The organism is Streptomyces fodineus (assembly GCF_001735805.1).
Taxonomy (GTDB): domain Bacteria; phylum Actinomycetota; class Actinomycetes; order Streptomycetales; family Streptomycetaceae; genus Streptomyces; species Streptomyces fodineus.
The window spans coordinates 69,056-84,671 of the sequence record NZ_CP017248.1 but is presented as its reverse complement, the minus strand read 5'-3'; the positions used below and the strand labels follow the sequence as shown (position 1 = coordinate 84,671).

At 69.0% G+C, this 15,616-nt stretch carries 16 protein-coding genes and 5 pseudogenes; 8 read left to right on the top strand and 13 right to left on the bottom strand.

Going from position 1 to position 15,616, the window contains the following annotated elements:
- Window positions 1-59: 59 nt before the first annotated feature.
- From BFF78_RS00425 to BFF78_RS00415, 3 genes are all read right to left on the bottom strand, one after another.
- Complete coding sequence (locus tag BFF78_RS00425; RefSeq protein ID WP_069776419.1) at window positions 60-887, bottom strand: alpha/beta fold hydrolase; 828 nt, start codon at window positions 885-887, stop codon at window positions 60-62.
- Between the two features lie 329 nt (window positions 888-1,216).
- Complete coding sequence (locus tag BFF78_RS00420; RefSeq protein ID WP_069776418.1) at window positions 1,217-1,495, bottom strand: hypothetical protein; 279 nt, start codon at window positions 1,493-1,495, stop codon at window positions 1,217-1,219.
- A 120-nt stretch (window positions 1,496-1,615) separates the two neighbouring features.
- Window positions 1,616-1,867, bottom strand: coding sequence for an MBL fold metallo-hydrolase (locus BFF78_RS00415; RefSeq protein WP_069776417.1), 252 nt, complete (start codon window positions 1,865-1,867; stop codon window positions 1,616-1,618).
- 10 nt (window positions 1,868-1,877) lie between these two features.
- On the opposite strand from BFF78_RS00415, the gene BFF78_RS47565 reads away from it, so the two are divergent.
- Window positions 1,878-2,141 carry a hypothetical protein gene (locus BFF78_RS47565; RefSeq protein WP_227026198.1) on the top strand — a complete coding sequence of 88 codons (264 nt, stop codon included), beginning with the start codon at window positions 1,878-1,880 and terminating at the stop codon, window positions 2,139-2,141.
- A gap of 16 nt (window positions 2,142-2,157) precedes the next feature.
- Here the strand turns inward: BFF78_RS47565 and BFF78_RS49920 are convergent.
- A pseudogene (locus tag BFF78_RS49920) lies at window positions 2,158-2,376 on the bottom strand (MBL fold metallo-hydrolase); the annotation flags it as partial.
- Window positions 2,377-2,421: 45 nt separating this feature from the next.
- On the opposite strand from BFF78_RS49920, the gene BFF78_RS49915 reads away from it, so the two are divergent.
- Window positions 2,422-2,736, top strand: a complete 315-nt coding sequence (locus tag BFF78_RS49915; protein WP_159032897.1) for a hypothetical protein — start codon at window positions 2,422-2,424, stop codon at window positions 2,734-2,736.
- 21 nt (window positions 2,737-2,757) lie between these two features.
- On the opposite strand, the gene BFF78_RS44435 is transcribed toward BFF78_RS49915, so the two are convergent.
- The 3 genes and pseudogenes from BFF78_RS44435 to BFF78_RS00385 form a co-directional block, all read right to left on the bottom strand.
- Window positions 2,758-3,554 (bottom strand): IS5 family transposase gene (locus BFF78_RS44435; protein ID WP_107440905.1). Its coding sequence is split into 2 segments (ribosomal slippage): window positions 2,758-3,216 and window positions 3,219-3,554, totalling 795 coding nucleotides; the frame shifts between segments, so codons are not numbered across the junction.
- A gap of 49 nt (window positions 3,555-3,603) precedes the next feature.
- Window positions 3,604-4,705 (bottom strand): annotated as a pseudogene (locus BFF78_RS50430) (IS630 family transposase).
- Window positions 4,706-4,770: 65 nt separating this feature from the next.
- Window positions 4,771-5,064 (bottom strand): annotated as a pseudogene (locus BFF78_RS00385) (transposase); the annotation flags it as partial.
- Window positions 5,065-5,397: 333 nt separating this feature from the next.
- On the opposite strand from BFF78_RS00385, the gene BFF78_RS00380 reads away from it, so the two are divergent.
- Window positions 5,398-5,877, top strand: a complete 480-nt coding sequence (locus BFF78_RS00380) for a nuclear transport factor 2 family protein (protein WP_069776411.1) — start codon at window positions 5,398-5,400, stop codon at window positions 5,875-5,877.
- Window positions 5,878-5,976: 99 nt separating this feature from the next.
- Here BFF78_RS00380 and BFF78_RS49910 read toward each other — a convergent pair whose 3' ends face one another.
- The gene (locus tag BFF78_RS49910; RefSeq protein WP_418346785.1) at window positions 5,977-6,108 is read right to left on the bottom strand and encodes a GNAT family N-acetyltransferase; all 132 of its coding nucleotides are present in this window, start codon (window positions 6,106-6,108) and stop codon (window positions 5,977-5,979) included.
- Between the two features lie 131 nt (window positions 6,109-6,239).
- Window positions 6,240-6,332, bottom strand: a pseudogene (locus BFF78_RS49905) (GNAT family N-acetyltransferase); the annotation flags it as partial.
- 542 nt (window positions 6,333-6,874) lie between these two features.
- On the opposite strand from BFF78_RS49905, the gene BFF78_RS00370 reads away from it, so the two are divergent.
- The 3 genes and pseudogenes from BFF78_RS00370 to BFF78_RS00360 all read left to right on the top strand — a co-directional run bounded on the left by BFF78_RS00370 (window position 6,875) and on the right by BFF78_RS00360 (window position 9,530).
- Window positions 6,875-7,957, top strand: a complete 1,083-nt coding sequence (locus tag BFF78_RS00370; protein WP_069776410.1) for a pentapeptide repeat-containing protein — start codon at window positions 6,875-6,877, stop codon at window positions 7,955-7,957.
- A gap of 181 nt (window positions 7,958-8,138) precedes the next feature.
- Window positions 8,139-8,867: pseudogene (locus BFF78_RS42225) on the top strand (IS5 family transposase); the annotation flags it as partial.
- 138 nt (window positions 8,868-9,005) lie between these two features.
- Entirely contained in the window at window positions 9,006-9,530 is a 525-nt protein-coding gene (locus tag BFF78_RS00360; protein ID WP_069776408.1) for an alpha/beta fold hydrolase, read from the top strand.
- A gap of 13 nt (window positions 9,531-9,543) precedes the next feature.
- Here the strand turns inward: BFF78_RS00360 and BFF78_RS00355 are convergent, their stop codons facing one another.
- Window positions 9,544-10,782 carry an IS256 family transposase gene (locus BFF78_RS00355; RefSeq protein WP_069776384.1) on the bottom strand — a complete coding sequence of 413 codons (1,239 nt, stop codon included), beginning with the start codon at window positions 10,780-10,782 and terminating at the stop codon, window positions 9,544-9,546.
- Between the two features lies 1 nt (window position 10,783).
- Between BFF78_RS00355 and BFF78_RS45865 the strand changes: the two genes are divergently transcribed.
- On the top strand, window positions 10,784-11,182 hold the full coding sequence (locus BFF78_RS45865) for a hypothetical protein (protein ID WP_159032896.1): 399 nt from the start codon (window positions 10,784-10,786) through the stop codon (window positions 11,180-11,182).
- A 466-nt stretch (window positions 11,183-11,648) separates the two neighbouring features.
- Here the strand turns inward: BFF78_RS45865 and tgmC are convergent, their stop codons facing one another.
- Genes tgmC through BFF78_RS00335 form a run of 3 tightly spaced genes read right to left on the bottom strand, consistent with a single transcriptional unit; the run spans window position 11,649 to window position 14,084 of the window.
- Window positions 11,649-12,842 (bottom strand): ATP-grasp peptide maturase system methyltransferase, encoded by a 1,194-nt coding sequence (gene tgmC / locus BFF78_RS00345; RefSeq protein ID WP_069776406.1) that lies wholly within the window; start codon window positions 12,840-12,842, stop codon window positions 11,649-11,651.
- Window positions 12,839-13,813 (bottom strand): ATP-grasp ribosomal peptide maturase, encoded by a 975-nt coding sequence (gene tgmB, locus BFF78_RS00340; RefSeq protein WP_069776405.1) that lies wholly within the window; start codon window positions 13,811-13,813, stop codon window positions 12,839-12,841. Before tgmB ends, tgmC begins: the two co-directional genes overlap by 4 nt.
- A 4-nt stretch (window positions 13,814-13,817) precedes the next feature.
- The gene (locus tag BFF78_RS00335) at window positions 13,818-14,084 is read right to left on the bottom strand and encodes a putative ATP-grasp-modified RiPP (RefSeq protein WP_099054797.1); all 267 of its coding nucleotides are present in this window, start codon (window positions 14,082-14,084) and stop codon (window positions 13,818-13,820) included.
- Window positions 14,085-14,242: 158 nt separating this feature from the next.
- Between BFF78_RS00335 and BFF78_RS00330 the strand changes: the two genes are divergently transcribed.
- A complete protein-coding gene (locus tag BFF78_RS00330; protein WP_069776404.1) occupies window positions 14,243-15,610 on the top strand; it encodes a Tat pathway signal protein in 1,368 nt (455 codons plus the stop codon).
- Window positions 15,611-15,616: the final 6 nt, after the last annotated feature.

The window sequence follows — 15,616 nt, the reverse complement described above, 5'->3', positions numbered from 1 at the left end:
AGGCATGGGTGACCTTCCGTCTCTCAGCGGCTGTCACCGGAGCGCCTGAATCACGCCGGTCAGCCGCGGGCGAATTCGAGGAGGTCGGCATTGAACCGTTCCGCGAACTCGGGAACCATCGACAGACCGTGCGGAGCACCCGAGTAGACCTTGAAGGTCACGTCCTTGACGAGCTGCGACGATTTCTCCGCGGAGGCCACGATGGGGACGATCTGGTCGTCGTCGCCGTGAATGATCAGCGTGGGAATGTCGAACGTCCTCAGGTCCTCGGTGAGGTCGGTCTCCGAGAACGCCTTGACACAGTCGTAGGCGGCCTTGATGCCGACCGTCATGCTCCAGAGCCAGAACTCGTCGCGGGTTCCCTGGGAGACGGTCGCTCCTTCGCGGTTGGCGCCGTAGAAGGGGGCACTGAGGTCCTTGTAGAACTGGGAACGGTCCGTCAGCACGCCTTTCCTGATCTCGTCGAAGACCTCGATCGGCAGCCCCTCCGGATTCGCATCCGTCTTGAGCATCAACGGGGGGATCGCACCCAGCAGGACCGCCTTGGAGACACGGCCCGTGCCGTGCCGGCCGATGTAGCGCGTGACCTCTCCGCCACCGGTCGAGTGACCGACCAGGATCATGTTGCGGAGGCCGAGGGCCTCGATGACGGAGGCGAGATCTTCGGCGTAAGTGTCGAGGTCGTTCCCCGTCCAGGGCTGGCCCGAGCGTCCGCCCCCGCGCCGGTCGTGGGCCACGACCCGGAAGCCGTTGTCCGCCATCAGCATCAGCTGCGGATCCCACGCGTCCGCGATCAGCGGCCAGCCATGGGAGAAGACCACCGGTTGACCCGATCCCCAGTCCTTGAAATAGATCTGCGTGCCGTCCTCGGCAGTGGCGAAGGCCATGATCGCCCCTCCAGTACTTGTCCGGAATTCCGCTTCATGAGAATTCAGCGCCCGGGCCGCAAGGGGAATGTCACGCCACGACCGGCAGCGGACGCAAAAAGCGACGGAGAGGCCGGCAGCGGGAGCGGCCCATGAGCACGTCGTATCAGCCACGCTACTCGCAAAGCCCCACTCCAGCGCGCCGGGCAGACCGGGGCGACCGGACAGGGAACGACGGGTGTGCGACAACGGTGTCAGCAGGCTCCGTACCCGTTCGGGCCCGCTCCCTGCTCCGGTCCCCCCTGAAGGAGCAGTGGGCCCCGAACGGCCCGTCGCGGCAGCGGCCGGTGTCAGGACTTGTCCCGGTCAGCGGACGCCTCCTCCGTCCAGGTCGGGCCTGTCGCCATGCGGCCTCTGTTGTCGGTGGCGGCGGGAACGCTGGACGGATGAACGGCGATGAGCAGTTGCTGCTCGGCCGCGTGTACGGCGATGAGCGGCTGCTGCGCGGCCGCGTGTACGGCCAGGACCAGCAGACCTGCGCCGCGCTCATAGGCGGACCGCTGGACTGCTCTGGCTGCGGACGAGAGCCTGCCGGCCTCGTCCGTGATCCCGATTCTCCGCACACTCACGCGGGAGCCGGCCGGCTTACACCGCCCGGGGTGTCATCCGAGGCACCCCGGCAGCACGTTCGCGTACGGCGACGCTGCACTTCCTCTTGCACTGTTCGAGCAGGGACTGCTGAACCGGGATCAGGCATCACCCGCCCTGGGGGCGCTGAGTGTGTAAGTGGTTCCGACGCTGGTCTGGACCCATGCGTCCGGGAGGGCCGCGGCGAGGGTGTGCTGGGCGCGCCAGCCGGTGCAGTGACCGGGGGCGATCAGCTCGGGTGCGAGTTCGGTGAGCGCGGCCACCGTCGGCCCGATGACCGGCTCGAAGGCGGGACCGCCCAGGCGGAAGCCGCCGATGAGGGCCAGCAGTTTGCTGACACCGGTCAGCCTCATGGCGTGCCGGATGATTGACCACTCCGGCGTGCCCGCACCCGGTGATGATGACAAGTCCCCGGCCGCGCACGTTGATGACGAGTGCCTGGTCGTCGATGACGGCGGGGTCGTGTCGCCAGCCGCTCCCGTCCCAGGCCTGGTGTGCCCGCGGCATGCCGTGCTCGAACTCGGTGACGCGGTCCACCTCGCCGGTGATCAGGATGCCACCGGTCAGCAGCGACGGCTGCCGCCGCTCGATCACCTCGAACCCTTCGCGTTCGAGGGCACCCCGTGACAGCGTGGGCATCTCCAGACCCTGGCCGGCGGGTAGTTCCAGGCGGCGGCGGGTCCAGACCGCGGGGTGGACGGTCAGCGGCAGGCCGGAGCCGGGCCGGGCCGTCGAAGCCGCCCACGTGGTCGAAGTGTCCGTGGCTGAGTACGACGCCCTGCAGGCCGCCGACATCGATGCCAAGACGCTCGGCGTTCACCGCCAGCCCGTCCGGCGACGCTCCGGTATCGAACAGCAGCATGCTGCTCGCGTTCCCGCTTTGAACGGTGACCAGAGCGGAGAAGCCGTGCTCGGCACGCAGCCCCGCGAGGGCCTCGCCGCCGGCGAACTGCCTCGCGGCGATCTGCCCGGCGCCCACCGACGCCCGGGTGACGCCTGGCTGCGCGAGCGCGGGCTCGTCGCGCGCATCGCGCGGCCCGGCATCGAGTCCGGCGGACGCCTCGGTCGGCATCGCTGGAAGATCGAACGGTCGATCGCCTGGCTCTTCGGCTACTGCCGCCTCACCGTCCGATACGAACGAAAGGGCTCGCGCTTCCTCGCCCTCCTCCGCCTGGCCGCCGCCCTGACCTGCTACAAGAAGCTCGCGGAACTTGCCGCGTGAGACAACCTCTAAGACGTCGTCTCATTTGGTGAGTCGGCGGTAGCAGATGAGGTTGCAGGCAATGGCGGTGAAGGCCAGGAAGTGCTCGGCCTTGCGTTCGTAGCGTCGGTGCAAACGGCGGCAGCCGCCCAGCCAGGACATCGTGCGCTCGATCGTCCAGCGATGCCGGCCCAGCCGGGTGGAGGACTCGATGCCCTTGCGGGCGATGCGGTGCCGGATGCCTCGCTGGCGTAGCCATCGGCGCAGGTGGTCGTAGTCGTAGCCCTTGTCCGCGTGCAGCTTGGCGGGCCGTCGTCGGCGCGGGCCGCGGCGGGATCGGATCGGCGGGATGCCGCACACGAGTGGCTCGAGTGCCTGGCTGTCGTGCAGGTTCGCGCCGGAAATCCCGATGGAGAGGGGTAAACCGGTCCGCTCGGTGATCAAGTGGATCTTCGAGCCTTTCTTGCCCCGGTCCACAGGATTCGGACCTGTCAGGTCCCCCCTTTCAGGGCCCGCATGTTCACCGAGTCGATGGCGCAGCGCGACCAGTCAAGCTCTCCGCGCGAGCCCAGCTCGTCGAGGATGAGGCGGTGCAGCTTCGCCCAGACCCGGGCGGCGGTCCACTCGGTGAAGCGCCGGTGCGCAGTCGGCCCCGACGGGCCGAAGACCGGCGGCAACTGCCGCCAGGTACAGCCTGTCGTGGCCACGAAGATGATCGCGGCCAGCACCTCACGATCCCCATACCGGCGCCGACCACCACCCTGCGGCCGCGATGGAGCAGGCGGTACCACCCGCTGGAACAGCTCCCACAACTCGTCCGGCACCATGCGCTCGACCATCACCACACGGTGCAGATTACCCAGCGATCCAAATGAGACGACGTCTAAGTCAATGTCTCTGGTGCTTCTGAGGTTTGAGGTGTGATGTCGTCATCGTGAGGCCGGTGCCAGTGAGGCATCCGTCGATGAGGTCGGGCCGGTATTGGACCTGGCGAAGGCCGCGTCGCAGGGTGTCCATCAGGTGGGTGGCGTCGGTGAAGGCGGTGTTGGCCTGGCAGCGCCTTCGCAGGAGGGACCAGATGCCCTCGACCGGGTTGAGCTGTGGCGCATAGGGCGGCAGGTAGTGGACGGTGATCCAGGCGTGGGAGTCGATGAACTCGCGTAATCGGCGGTCGCGGTGGACGTTGAGATTGTCCCAGATCAGGACGATCGGCCTGCCGAGTTGCTGGTGGGCTGTGGCCAGCAGGTCGCGGTAGTCCGTCCAGGCGAAGCTTCGGCGGCCGCCGGCCTTGTGGTCCGCATGGACGATCGGTCGGTAGATCAGCCGGGAGCGCTCGCCTGTCCTGTAGCAGGCCAGGGCGGCCCGATGGAGATGCGGCGCTGGGAACGCCCGCGGACGCGGACGATGGGGGTGTCGCCGCGGTGGGACCAGGTGCGGGCGGTGGGCGGCGTCATCGAGAAGCCGGCCTCGTCCTCGAAGACGAGGTAGGCGTCGAGCGCCGCCGCGGTGCTTCCGCGGATGGCCAGGTCTCCTTCACCCATCCGGCGACGGCTGCCTCGTCCCGTTCCACCGCACGCTTCGCGGGGACCTGGTGGCTCCAGCCGTGGCGTCGCAGCATCAGCGAGATCCCGGAGAGCGTGAACGACTTGTGGAACCGCCGCCCGATGAGCGTCTTGATCCGGGCCAGAGTCCAGGTCTGGTCCGGCCAGCCGTGCGCCGCGGCACCCTTGGCCAACTCGACTTCCAGGACGGCGAACAGCCTGTCACTCAGTTTCGGCTTCGAGACCGGTCCAGCCGATCGCAGCCCCTCGGTGCCGACGTCCTTCCAGGCCCGTCGCCACCGCTGCACCGAGCGCACACTCACCCGTAAGTCCATGGCGACCTCCGCGTTGGAGGCACCTGCGACGAAACGCTCGGCGGCCTCCATCCGGATCCGCTCGCGAAACACCTGCCGTTCAGGCGTCAGCCCACCACCCTGCGGATACCTCACACAACCGGCATACCGCGACGATCACATTCCGTCACCCCCCAACGACATCCCGCCTCAAACCTCAGTAGCGCGAACTTCCAGTCGATGCGGGCCCGCACCGCCTCAGCGGCCTGCCGGTCGGTCAGTCCCTCGACGAACTGCAACATCAGCACCATCGCCAGACGCCCCGGTGACCAAGCGGGCTTCCCCCGCACCGGAAACAGATCCGCGAACTGCTCGTCTGTGAACAGAGCACCCAGCTCATCCCGGACCCGGATCGCGAGGCTGCCCTTGGGAAAGGCAGCACGTGCCACCTGCGCTGTTTCCACCGGAACTTCCGCCGACCCCCGCGGCTGCAACGACACCGACACCCTCCCCATACGCCAACGTCGGCCTTCAAGACCACAACCAGGTCTTGAGCCGACGTCACGCAGGGAGCCGGATTAACCAACAGCGTCGGGTCATCCTTCCCGGCCCCGCTGCTCGTTCCCGGCTGCTCACCGGCAGAGAAGCCCCGGCCGCGCCGTACGCAGGCCGACAAGTAGTTCTTTAAGCGCGAGGGGCACCTGCGGGTACCGCGTAGCACGTAGAGACGCTCCAAGTCGGGCGTCACAACCGGAACTTGGAGGCCCTCGTCTCGTCCCCAGGTCCGAACTCCGGTTCATCACTCGAACGAGTTCGTCCCCACGCTGACTGAACGGAGTCCCACCGTCATGCCGGACACCACCTCGGCCGACCTCAGCCCCCGCGACGTCCTGGCCCGCTACCACCGCGCGATGCTCGACAAGTCCGCGGACGATCTGGCTGATCTGTACGCGGCCGACGCCGTGCACGAGTTCCCGTTTCTCTTCCCTGGCATGCCCGAGCGCTACCAGGGACGCGAAGAGGTCCGTGCAGGCTATCGGGCGGCCTGGGGCGCGAGCTCAGCGCAGCCACAGAAGATCCACGACGTCCTCGTCCACGAGAGCACCGACCCCGAAGTGATCACCGTCGAGCAGGTCGTCGCTGGGACCGTGACCACGACCGGCCAGGCGTTCAGCTTCCCCGGCCTCCTGGTGTTCCGGGTCCGAAACGGCCTGATCGTGCATGTCCGGGACTACATGGACGGCCTCCGCATCGCCCACACGATGGACCGACTGACCGCCGTGGTCGCCAGCCTCGGTGCCAGCCAGATGGGAGCGACGAAGCCCTGATCCTGCTCAGATGGCGCTCAACGCCGCTCCGGTCCGACTTCGGACTTAATCGTCTAAGAACCAAGGCACTCGAACAGCACTCACCGCTGGACCTCTTTGTCAGGCCTGATCGGGATTCCACTCCTGGGCCAGCGTCGCGTAGACGTACTCGCTGCCCCAGCGCCCGTTGTCGAGGTCGTTCTCGACAAGGTGGGCCTCCCGGCGCATGCCGAGGCGCTCGCATGCGCGCACCGACCCGGTGTTGAGCACGTCAAGGCGGGCGAAGAGCCGGTGGACGCCCAACTCGGCGAAGGCCAGCTGGGGGTCGCACGCGCCGCCTCGGTCGCGTAACCCCGGCCTGCGTACTCCGGATTGAAGACCCAGCCGATCTCGACCTGGCGCGCCCGCGCGCTCGAGAGGGTCAGGACGACCTCGCCGACGGCCTTTGTCTCGTCGACCGGGCAGACGGCGACCACCAGGCCGTCGCCGTCCTCGGCCCACGCTGTGCCGGCCGCGCGCCGCGTCAGACTCTGCGCGCACTGTTCACCGACTGGGTGGAGAGCTTCGTGCGGGCCGTCCACGGCTATGCCCGCGAACGCAACCAGTCCTCCACCGCCACCGAGGAGGAACGTCGGGCCCTCGCGCTCGCCATCGAGTTCACCTACCCGTAGCGCCCCAAGATCCCCGCACAGGTCCCACGTTCCCAAACTGGGAACCCACCACGGCGCAAGCGCCGACAAACGCGCGGCGGCCGCCAGGCCGACTGACCCCAATGGGCGCATTCCGTTACCTCCGGAGCCGCATTTCGGCAGTTCCCCGCTTCGCCCTGCAGGTGTGTCCGGCACTCCCGCGCACACGGCTGCAGGCATTCCTGGTGGAACCCCCGTCGGCGCGCCGCCCCGGGCGTGGACAGCGCGCACCTTTCGCCGGGCGGTATAACCCACCTATGGCCAAGCGGCAGACTCCAGGAGGATCACGGTGGCGGCGTGAGGGATGGCGACCAGCCCTCGGTCTGACCTTGCTGGCGACGATGGCGCTCGGGCTGGCCGTGCTGTGGGTCCTAGCGCCCGTGCTCTACGCGGGCAGCGGGGCGAAGCCGGACGCCCAGGCCACCGCATCTGCCACGACGCGGGCAGGCATCCTCGCGGTCTTCGCAGCCGCCATCGCGACCCTGGGTGCCGTACTGTCCCTAGCCGAGACCCGCAGAGCCAATCTCGCAACGCATGAGCGCGAGCGCGAGGCCCAGGTCACCGACCGCTACACCAAAGCCATCGGCCAGCTTGGCGAGGCCGACGAGGATAAGGTCGCGGTCCGACTCGGTGGCATCTACGCATTGGAGCGTATTGCCGAAGACTCCCCGCGAGACCGTCCCACCGTCCTTGACGTGCTATGCGCCTTCGTACGGCACCGAGGACGTGGCCCGGCCGATGGCAGCCCCGAATCGCTGAAGACGCACCGTCCACCGGCCGACGTACAGGCCGCAGCCACCGTCATCGGCAGGTTGTCCCGTGCAGACGCCGAGTCGGAGCGCATCAACCTGTCCGAAGCTCACCTTGAGCGCGTCAACCTGTTCGAAGCCCGCTTCACTCAGGCGATGCTGGCACATGCGCATCTCGAAGGTGCGTGGTTGACCGGCGTCCACTTCGAGGAGGCATCCCTGATCGGCGCTCACCTAGAGGGCGCAACCTTGGACGGCGCTCACCTCGAAGGTGCAACACTGACTGGTACCCATCTCAAAGGTGCGACGATGTACGGCGCGTGGCTCGCTGGCGCGTCTCTGCGCGAGGCAGATCTCGAACGAGCCAACCTCACGGGCGCCTGGCTTCCAAACGCCACCTTGTCCGCCGGTGGTGCCCTTGACGTAGAGACCGGGCAGTGGCGTCAATTCGAGGGCGCGCGCCTCCACGGCACCCACCTCAAGGACGCGCAGCTACAAGGTACCCACCTCGAGGGCGTAGACCTATCGCACGTAAGGGGCCTGACCCAGAGTCAGCTGGGCTACGCCCATGGAGATGAAGCAACCCTTCTACCTGAAGGTCTGACGAGGCCGGCTTCCTGGAATCCGCCCGACGAGCCGGACCGCGGACAGGACTCCCCCTGAGCGCAGCAGACGATCGCGCGTGCGGGCCGCACGCGTCACGGCGTGAAACGAAGACGGTCGCGCTGCGCGGCGACCATGGCGCGCCACCGTCGGCGGGTGGCGATCAGCCCGCGGTCGCCACCCAGGTCGTTGCCCCCAGGCCTTCAGCTCCTTCGCCCTCCACACGATGGCGGCCGCAGTCCTAGGAAAGAGGTTCGGCAGCTGGCAGACCTGTTACGACCCACATCGCCGCTGGTCAGCGGACGGCACATGGGAGAGGATCTTCCGGAGCATCCAGGCCGACGCCGACGCGGGAGGCCGCATCGACTGGTCCATGGTGAGTGTGGACTCCACCGTGTGCCGTGCTCACCAGCACGCGGCCGGCGCACGCAAGTAGGCGCCACGAAAGGCCGGCAAGCGCATCCGGACAGCCCAGCACCGGACAGACGAAGCCCTCGTCCGTTCCCGAGGCGGGCTGACGACGAAAATCCATCTGGCCGGTGAGGGCGGGCTGCGGCCGTTGGCCCTGTTGGTCATGCCAGGGCAGTGGGGCGATTGCCCACAGATGATCCCGGTCCTGGAACGCATTCGCGTGCCCCGGCCGGCCGGCGGCCATCCCCGCACCCGGCCCGATCACCTCAGCGGCGACAAAGCCTACTCATCACGCCGCAACCGCCGGTACCTGCGGCGACAGATCAAGCACACCATCCCCGAACGCCGTGACCAGCAAGCCCACCGCCAACGACGTGGCAGCCACGGTGGCAGGCCCGCCGGCTTTGACCCAGCGCGCTACGCCCGCAGAAACGAAGTCGAGCGGCTGATCAACCAGTTGAAGATCAACCGGGCCGTGGCAACACGCTTCGACAAGAGGGCATACGTCTTTCACGGCACCGTGACCGTTGCTGCCGTACGCCTCTGGCTCCGTCCGTGACTCCCGAAATCTCCAGTGGCTGCATTTCGAACTGCCCAGAAAGCCGCTGTCGCCACCCGGATTTAGGACAGCCCATGTCCGCCATCATGCCTAGCCTGGCGTCCAATACCGCAGGGCAAGCGCGAAATGAGGGTGGCCATGGCAGAGATCGTTCTGGTTCCCGGGTTCTGGCTCGGAGCGTGGGCATGGGAAGAAGTGACACCGGAGCTGAGGGCAGCGGGACATGACGTCTACCCACTCACGCTGACCGGACTGGCCGACCGGGCAGCCGAGGCCACCCCCGATGTGGACGTCTACACACACGTAGATGACATCGTCCGTCTCATCGACGACAACGATCTGAGGGATGTAGTGCTGGTCGGGCACAGCGGAGCAAACCTGCCGGTTACGGGTGCCGCAGACCGGATCCCGGAGCGGATCGCACGGATCGTATATGTGGACGCCGGACCATTGCCCGGCGGCATGGCTGTGATCGACTTCAACAAGCCCCAGACGCAGGAGGAGTGGCGCAAGCAGGTCGCGGAACAGGGAGACGGCTGGCAGTTGCCAGTACCGGCGTTCGACCCGGCAGCGGACCCGGCCAACTTGGCGGGAATCACCAACGAACAACTCGTCCGCATAGGTCACGTCCGCGGGAGTGGTGTATCAACGGCCACTCGGTGATCTCGTTTTGAGGCTATGCGGTGAGTTCGGTCGGGAGGACGGTGTCGTCGATTTCTGACTCGATCGGGTGGAGGCGGGCCTTGGCGAGCAGGTCGAGGCCCATGTAGCGGCGGGCCTCGGTCCACTCGTCGTTCTGCTCGGCCAGGACCGCGCCGACCAGGCGGATCAGGGCGGTGCGGTCGGGGAAGATGCCGACCACGTCGGTGCGGCGGCGGATCTCCTTGTTCAGCCGTTCCTGCGGGTTGTTCGACCAGATCTGCCGCCAGATCTCGCGCGGGAACGCGGTGAACGCCAGGACATCGCCCTGAGCGGCGTCCAAGTGCGCTGCGGCCTTGGGGAACTTGGCTTCCAGGGCGTCGAGGACGTGCCGCATCTGGGCCTGGACGGCGTCGGTGTCGGGCTGTTCGAAAACGGTCCGCAGCAATGTTGCGACCCATGGCTGGGCCGACTTGGGCACCTGGCTCAGCAGTGCGCGGGCGTAGTGAGTACGACATCGCTGCCAGCTCGCGCCGGGCAGGGTGGCGCCGATCGCGTTGACCAGGCCCATGTGCGCGTCGGAGATGACCAGCTGGACGCCGGACAAGCCGCGGGCGATCAGCGAGCGCAGGAAGGCCAGCCAGCCGGCGCCGTCCTCGGCTGTGGCCACGTCCAGGCCGAGGATCTCGCGGTGCCCGTCGGCGTTGACGCCGACTGCGATCAGCGCGTGGACGTTGATGATCCGGCCGCCTTCGCGGACCTTCTGCGTCAGCGCGTCGACCCATACGAACGCGTAGGGTCCGGCATCCAGGGGACGGTTACGGAAGGCTGTGACTTGTTCGTCCAGGTGCTTGGCCATCGCGCTGACCTGGGACTTCGACAGCTGGGTGACGCCCAGGGACTCGGCGAGCTTCTCGACTCGGCGGGTGGAGACGCCCAGCAGGTAGGCGGTGGCGACCACGCTGATGAGGGCCTGCTCGGCCCGCCGCCTGCGTTCCAGCAGCCAGTGCGGGAAGTAACTCCCGGACCTGAGCTTGGGGATGGCGAGCTCGACGGTGCCCGCCCGGGTGTCCCACTCACGCGGGCGGTATCCGTTGCGGTGGTTGACTCTCTCGTCGCTGACCTGGCCGTATTCGGCGTTGCAGAGGGCGTCCGCCTCCGCGGACATGAGTGCGTCGGCGAACGTCTTGACCATCGCGCGCAGCAGATCGGGACTCGCCGCGGCGAGATTGTCTTCCGTGAGGGCGTGCAGGGGCAGACTGTCGGGTGCGGTCATCGTGCTGATCTCCTTCGGGCTTCGACACCTCGAAGATCAGCCGGTGGCCGTTCATCTATGCGGGCCTCATCCTGATGCCGGAGCAAACCCCCGGATCAGGTCGAACCCGTACACCACTTCCCTGGACGCAACCGTCCGCCCCATAGTCAAGTTGGCCACACCTCAGCCATTCGCGACCGCCACTCGCCCCCTGAACCGGCCGACGATGCCGCCGGACGCGCATTGCTCGGTGATCGCCTCAACGTTCACTCCCGAACAGGTGCGCATGCTGGCCGACACCGGCAACCCAGTCTTCGAACCGATGGCCGCAATGGACCTGCGCCACCTGCCAACCGGGCACTGGCCGATGTTCTCCCGGCCGATCGAACTGGCATCACTGCTGGACGAGATCGCTCGTTGACCAGGGCTACGCTCGCGAGGAGCTCGCCTTGAGCCTTCCGAACAGCCGCGCGACGCAAAGACCACCAGGCCGTCCGCACGACCCATCGGACACTGCCTAGTGTTTACCCGTGAGCCGAAAGAAGAGCCCGGCCGCGCCAGGTCAAGAACTTGAGCTGAACAGAGCGAAGCCCAGCCTCGTGGTGCCGGTCTTGTTCCGCAACCAGCCCGTCTCGTCGCTGGACAGGTGAAGTGGTCCACCACCCCATCCAGACCCAGATCCCGCTCCACTGCTCAGCCCCTTCCGCGCGCCCCGTGATCACCTGTCGGGCCGGACGGTAGAGCCGCCGCAGTACGGCGGGCGCGGGTATCGGCGAAGCGCCCCGGAGGGGAGGGGCGGGCTGGTAGAAGCACGGCCGAATGGCCAGGTGCTCGGGCGGGGGCCGTCACGCTCCCCGCCCGGGCACCTGGAATCCTCTTCAGGCCCGTCAGGGCCTGGGCAGCGGCAGGCCGGGCATCTGCGGGTGCCGCAGGTGCTGCCCGCCGTCGTAGACGTGCAGGGTGAACGTCTCCGGCCCCGGCCGGCCCGCCTCGTCGTAGGTGGACAGCACGCGCTCGATCCGCTCCCACAGCCTTACCGGGCCGCCCTCGCGGACCTCCCAGCGGCCCTCGGTCGGGGCGAGGGTGGCGGCGGAGCCGGTGACCACGTCGACCAGGTGCACCGTCTCGCCGACCGTCGTCATCTGCGTGTCCGGTGCGGCGCATTGGGCGAGGAACCGCAGGTGAAAGGCTTCCTCGGTCGCGGCCGTGATCCGCTCGGGGCTGTGCCGCGCGGTCCGGGCCTTCTGCGGCAGGCCGGCGGCCCAGTGGGCGGGGTTGCCGAACGCCGGCGCCGCGTGCGTACGGGCGGACATGAACGACACGGTGCCGCCCAGCAGTTGGCCCTCAGCGGCGTGGTTGCCGTTCACGGTCAGCAGGACGCGGGCGTAACCGTAGAGCCAGCCCGAGAGGGTGAGCAGGATCTTCCCGCCCGGCCGGGCCTGTGCCAGCAGGGCGGGCGGCACGGCGCGGAAGGAGCAGGCGGCCACGATCCGGTCGAACGTGGCCTCGGGCCAGTAGCCGTACAGCCCGTCCGCCACGGCCAGGGTGGGGGTGTACCCGCTGGCGTACAGCGCGTCGGCGGCCTGCTCCAGCCGGTGGGGGTCGACCTCGATGGAGGTGACATCGGCGGAGCCGAGGCGTTCGCACGCGAGGGCGGTGGAGTAGCCGGTGCCGGTGCCGATCTCCAGCACCGTGTGCCCCTCGGTGACTTCGGCGTCCGCCCACATCCGCACCACGAGCGACGGCAGGGTGGAGGAGGAGGTGGGGGCCCCGCCGTGCCGTACCTGCGGGTTCTTCCAGTCGGGTTCGTCGCTGTCGAACTGGGTGATGAGCGTGGTGTCGGAGTACGCGGCGGCCAGCCAGCGGCCATAGTCGAGTTCGGCGGTGACCGGCTCCCACACCGTCAGGCCTTGCCCGTCGCGTTCGTCGGCGGGCAGGTAGAAGCCCGGCACGAACCGGTGCCTGGGCACCGTGGCCACCGCCCGCGTCCACTCCTCGCCCAGGCCCTGCTCGGTGAGGGAGCGGGCCAGGTGGGCCCGCAGGCCGGCTGCGTCGGTCTCCAGGTCGCCGCTCGTGCTCACGGCGTACCTCCGTTCTGCAGAAGGTCGGCGAACGCCTCGGTGATGGCGGCTGCGTCGGGCAGCCAGCCCCACTGGCCGTTCGGATTGCACTCGATGAACACCCAGTCCTCCGCGCTGTCGCCGTTGCCGGTGAGGGCGAAGTCGAAGCAGCCGAAGACCAGGCCGAAGGCGGCTCTGTAGCTGTGCAGGGCGGCCTCGACCTGGGCGGGGACGGAGATGGGGGCGTGGAGCAGGGCGTCCCAGTCGCCACGGCGCCAGTCCAGCGCACCGTCCGGGGCGGCGATCTGCTGGGCGAACACCTTCTTCCCGACCACCGTGACCCGCACGTCGCCGGTCTTGGCGATCTCCGCCTGGAACAGGTGCGCGGTCACCGTCAGGGAGTCGTCAAAGGTGGCCGGGTCGACGCGCTGGGCCCAGATCGCGCCGGTGTGCCCGTCCTCATCGCGGGGCAGCCCGCGGAACGTCTTGTAGATCACAGGGCCGTGGTCGGCGGCGAACTTGCGGGCGTCCTCGACGTTGTTGGTGACCAGGGTCGGCGGGATCGTCAGGCGGAGCTGGGCGGCGAGCTGGAGCTGGGCGGGCTTGAAGTCGGCGGCCGTGACCGCACCGGGGTGGTTGACGTAGATGGCGCCGTGCAGGTGGTTCAGCACCCCGCCGAGCCCGTGCCGGGCCTCGGCTGCGGCGAAGTCGCGCTGCTGGGCGGGCAGGTGCTGGTAGCGGGCGGCGTAGGGGGTGGGGCGGCGGTAGTACACCGCCGCCACCTCCCCCAGTTCCACCTCCCGGCTGCCGGTGACCAGCCGCCCGGTCCAGGCCGGCGCCCCGGCGCCGATGCGGGCGCCGAAGGCCAACTCCGGCCCGATGCCAGCCGGGTCGACGCGGACGACGGGCACCTCGCGCTCGTTCAGCGCGGCGATGACGCGGTCCGCGGTGACGTCTTCCAGCGCGGTGACGACCAGGACGGTGGAGGCCATCGGGTCAGTCCGACTCGTAGTCGGTGGTGTGGTCGTCCTGGGTCTGCGGCTGCGGGTTCTGCCCGTCGCCGCCGCCGGACATCGACGCGGTGCCGGTGGTCCTGGACGTGCCGTGCTTGCCCATCTCCACCACCTGGCCGGCGGCGTCGGTGTAGACGGCGGTCTGCGTGGCCGCGTCGAGCGTCACCGCGGCGTACGACGGCGGGCCGACCGGCAGCCGGTCGGTGACCAGCCTCATCGACCACGGAGCCTGGGGTGCAAGCGTCGCCATGCGTGCGTCCTTCCCCTTGCCGTATGCGGATAGCCAGGCGGCTACCGCGATGTGCAGAATCAACCTCCCGCATGGAGCCTGACCAGTACCGTAGGTGCCGCGAACCGTGGCGAAGTTGCCACGCTCCGTGACGCCATGTCGGGGAGGGCGAGACAGGGATGCCGAGCAGATCCAGCAATCCGCACCTCGCGCTGTGGGTCGCGGCCACCGGCTTGTCGCACGGCGAGATCGCCCGCAGGGTCGCTGCCGAAGCGATTCGCCAAGGTCACCGGCAGATCGCCCCGGACGCCACCCGCATCCGCCGCTGGATCGACGGCGAATGCCCCCGCCCACCCGTGCCTGCTCTGCTGGCGGCGGTGCTGTCCGAGGTGGTCGGCCAGCCGCTCACGCCGGGTGACTTGGGCCTGACGGCCGTCGGGCCCACGCTGGATAGCATCCAGCTCCCGCTGCTGACCGAAGCAGCCGCCCAGACCCTGGCCGGATGGACCCAGATGGACCTGTTCCTCGACCGCCGCGACACCCTCAAGCTCGCCCTCGGTGCCCCGCTGATCCTGGCCGCCGAGCGGATGCTGGGCGGCACCGCGCGCCGGCTCAGCCGCGACACCAAGGGCTTCGACACCGACATCACCACGGCGCTGGAGGAGGTCACCGCGTTCTTCACGAAGGCCGACGCCTCCAAGGGCGGCGGCCTGTACCGCTCCGCGATCGTCGCCCAGCTCGCCGAAGTCGCCCGCCGCATCCAGGACGGCGTCCCGCCCTCGCTGAAGGCCCGGGTCTTCGCCGCGACCGCCGACCTGGCGGCACTGGCCGGGTGGGTCAGCCACGACTGCGGCCGGTACGCCACCGCCCAGCGCTACTGGTCCTACGGCATCTACGCCGCCTCCGAGGCCGGGGAGCCGGACCGCGGGGTGGAGATCGTCACCCGCATGTCCCACCAGATGATCTACCTCGGGCACCCCCAAGACGCCCTGGGTCTCCTCGGCGTCGCCGCGGCGAAGGCCACCATGCCCGCGACCAGGGCACTGGTCGCCTCCCAGACCGGGCGGGTCCACGCGGCCCTCGGCGACGAGCACAGGGCCGAGCAGCACCTCGGCGCCGCCGACGAACTGGTGGCCCACGGCCTCGGCGACGCCCCGGAGTGGGTTGCGTACTTCGACGCCGCCGAGCACGCCGGCGCCCGCGCGGTCTGCGCCCGCGACCTCACCGGAATCGGCCGAGACCGGCGCCGCGCCAGTGATCACTTCACCGACGCGCTCGCCTTGCGCAGGCCCGGCTTCGACCGGGTGAGGGTCATGGACTGCATCGGCTTGGCCGCCGCGCTGTTCACCGAAGGCGAGCCCGAGCAGGGCGCCGCCGCGGCCCACCAGGCGCTGGACGAGGCCGCCCGGGTCGACTCCACCCTGGTCGCTTCCCGGCTCAACACGCTGCTGGACGCCGCCCGCCCGTACCGCACCGCCGACGTGGACGAGGTCTGCACCCGCGCACGGGATCTCGCGGCAGCGCGGCCGACGCCGGTTGCGGCCTGAGACCAT

Bases quoted from the DNA above. Each gene is read 5' to 3' on its own strand.
- BFF78_RS00425 (WP_069776419.1), bottom strand. From the start codon at position 887: ATGGCCTTCGCCACTGCCGAGGACGGCACGCAGATCTATTTCAAGGAC.
- BFF78_RS00335 (WP_099054797.1), bottom strand. From the start codon at position 14,084: ATGGCGACGCTTGCACCCCAGGCTCCGTGGTCGATGAGGCTGGTCACC.
- BFF78_RS00380 (WP_069776411.1), top strand. From the start codon at position 5,398: ATGCCGGACACCACCTCGGCCGACCTCAGCCCCCGCGACGTCCTGGCC.
- BFF78_RS47565 (WP_227026198.1), top strand. From the start codon at position 1,878: ATGATTGACCACTCCGGCGTGCCCGCACCCGGTGATGATGACAAGTCC.
- BFF78_RS00415 (WP_069776417.1), bottom strand. From the start codon at position 1,867: ATGAGGCTGACCGGTGTCAGCAAACTGCTGGCCCTCATCGGCGGCTTC.
- tgmB (WP_069776405.1), bottom strand. From the start codon at position 13,813: ATGGCCTCCACCGTCCTGGTCGTCACCGCGCTGGAAGACGTCACCGCG.
- BFF78_RS00330 (WP_069776404.1), top strand. From the start codon at position 14,243: ATGCCGAGCAGATCCAGCAATCCGCACCTCGCGCTGTGGGTCGCGGCC.
- BFF78_RS00355 (WP_069776384.1), bottom strand. From the start codon at position 10,782: ATGACCGCACCCGACAGTCTGCCCCTGCACGCCCTCACGGAAGACAAT.
- BFF78_RS00360 (WP_069776408.1), top strand. From the start codon at position 9,006: ATGGCAGAGATCGTTCTGGTTCCCGGGTTCTGGCTCGGAGCGTGGGCA.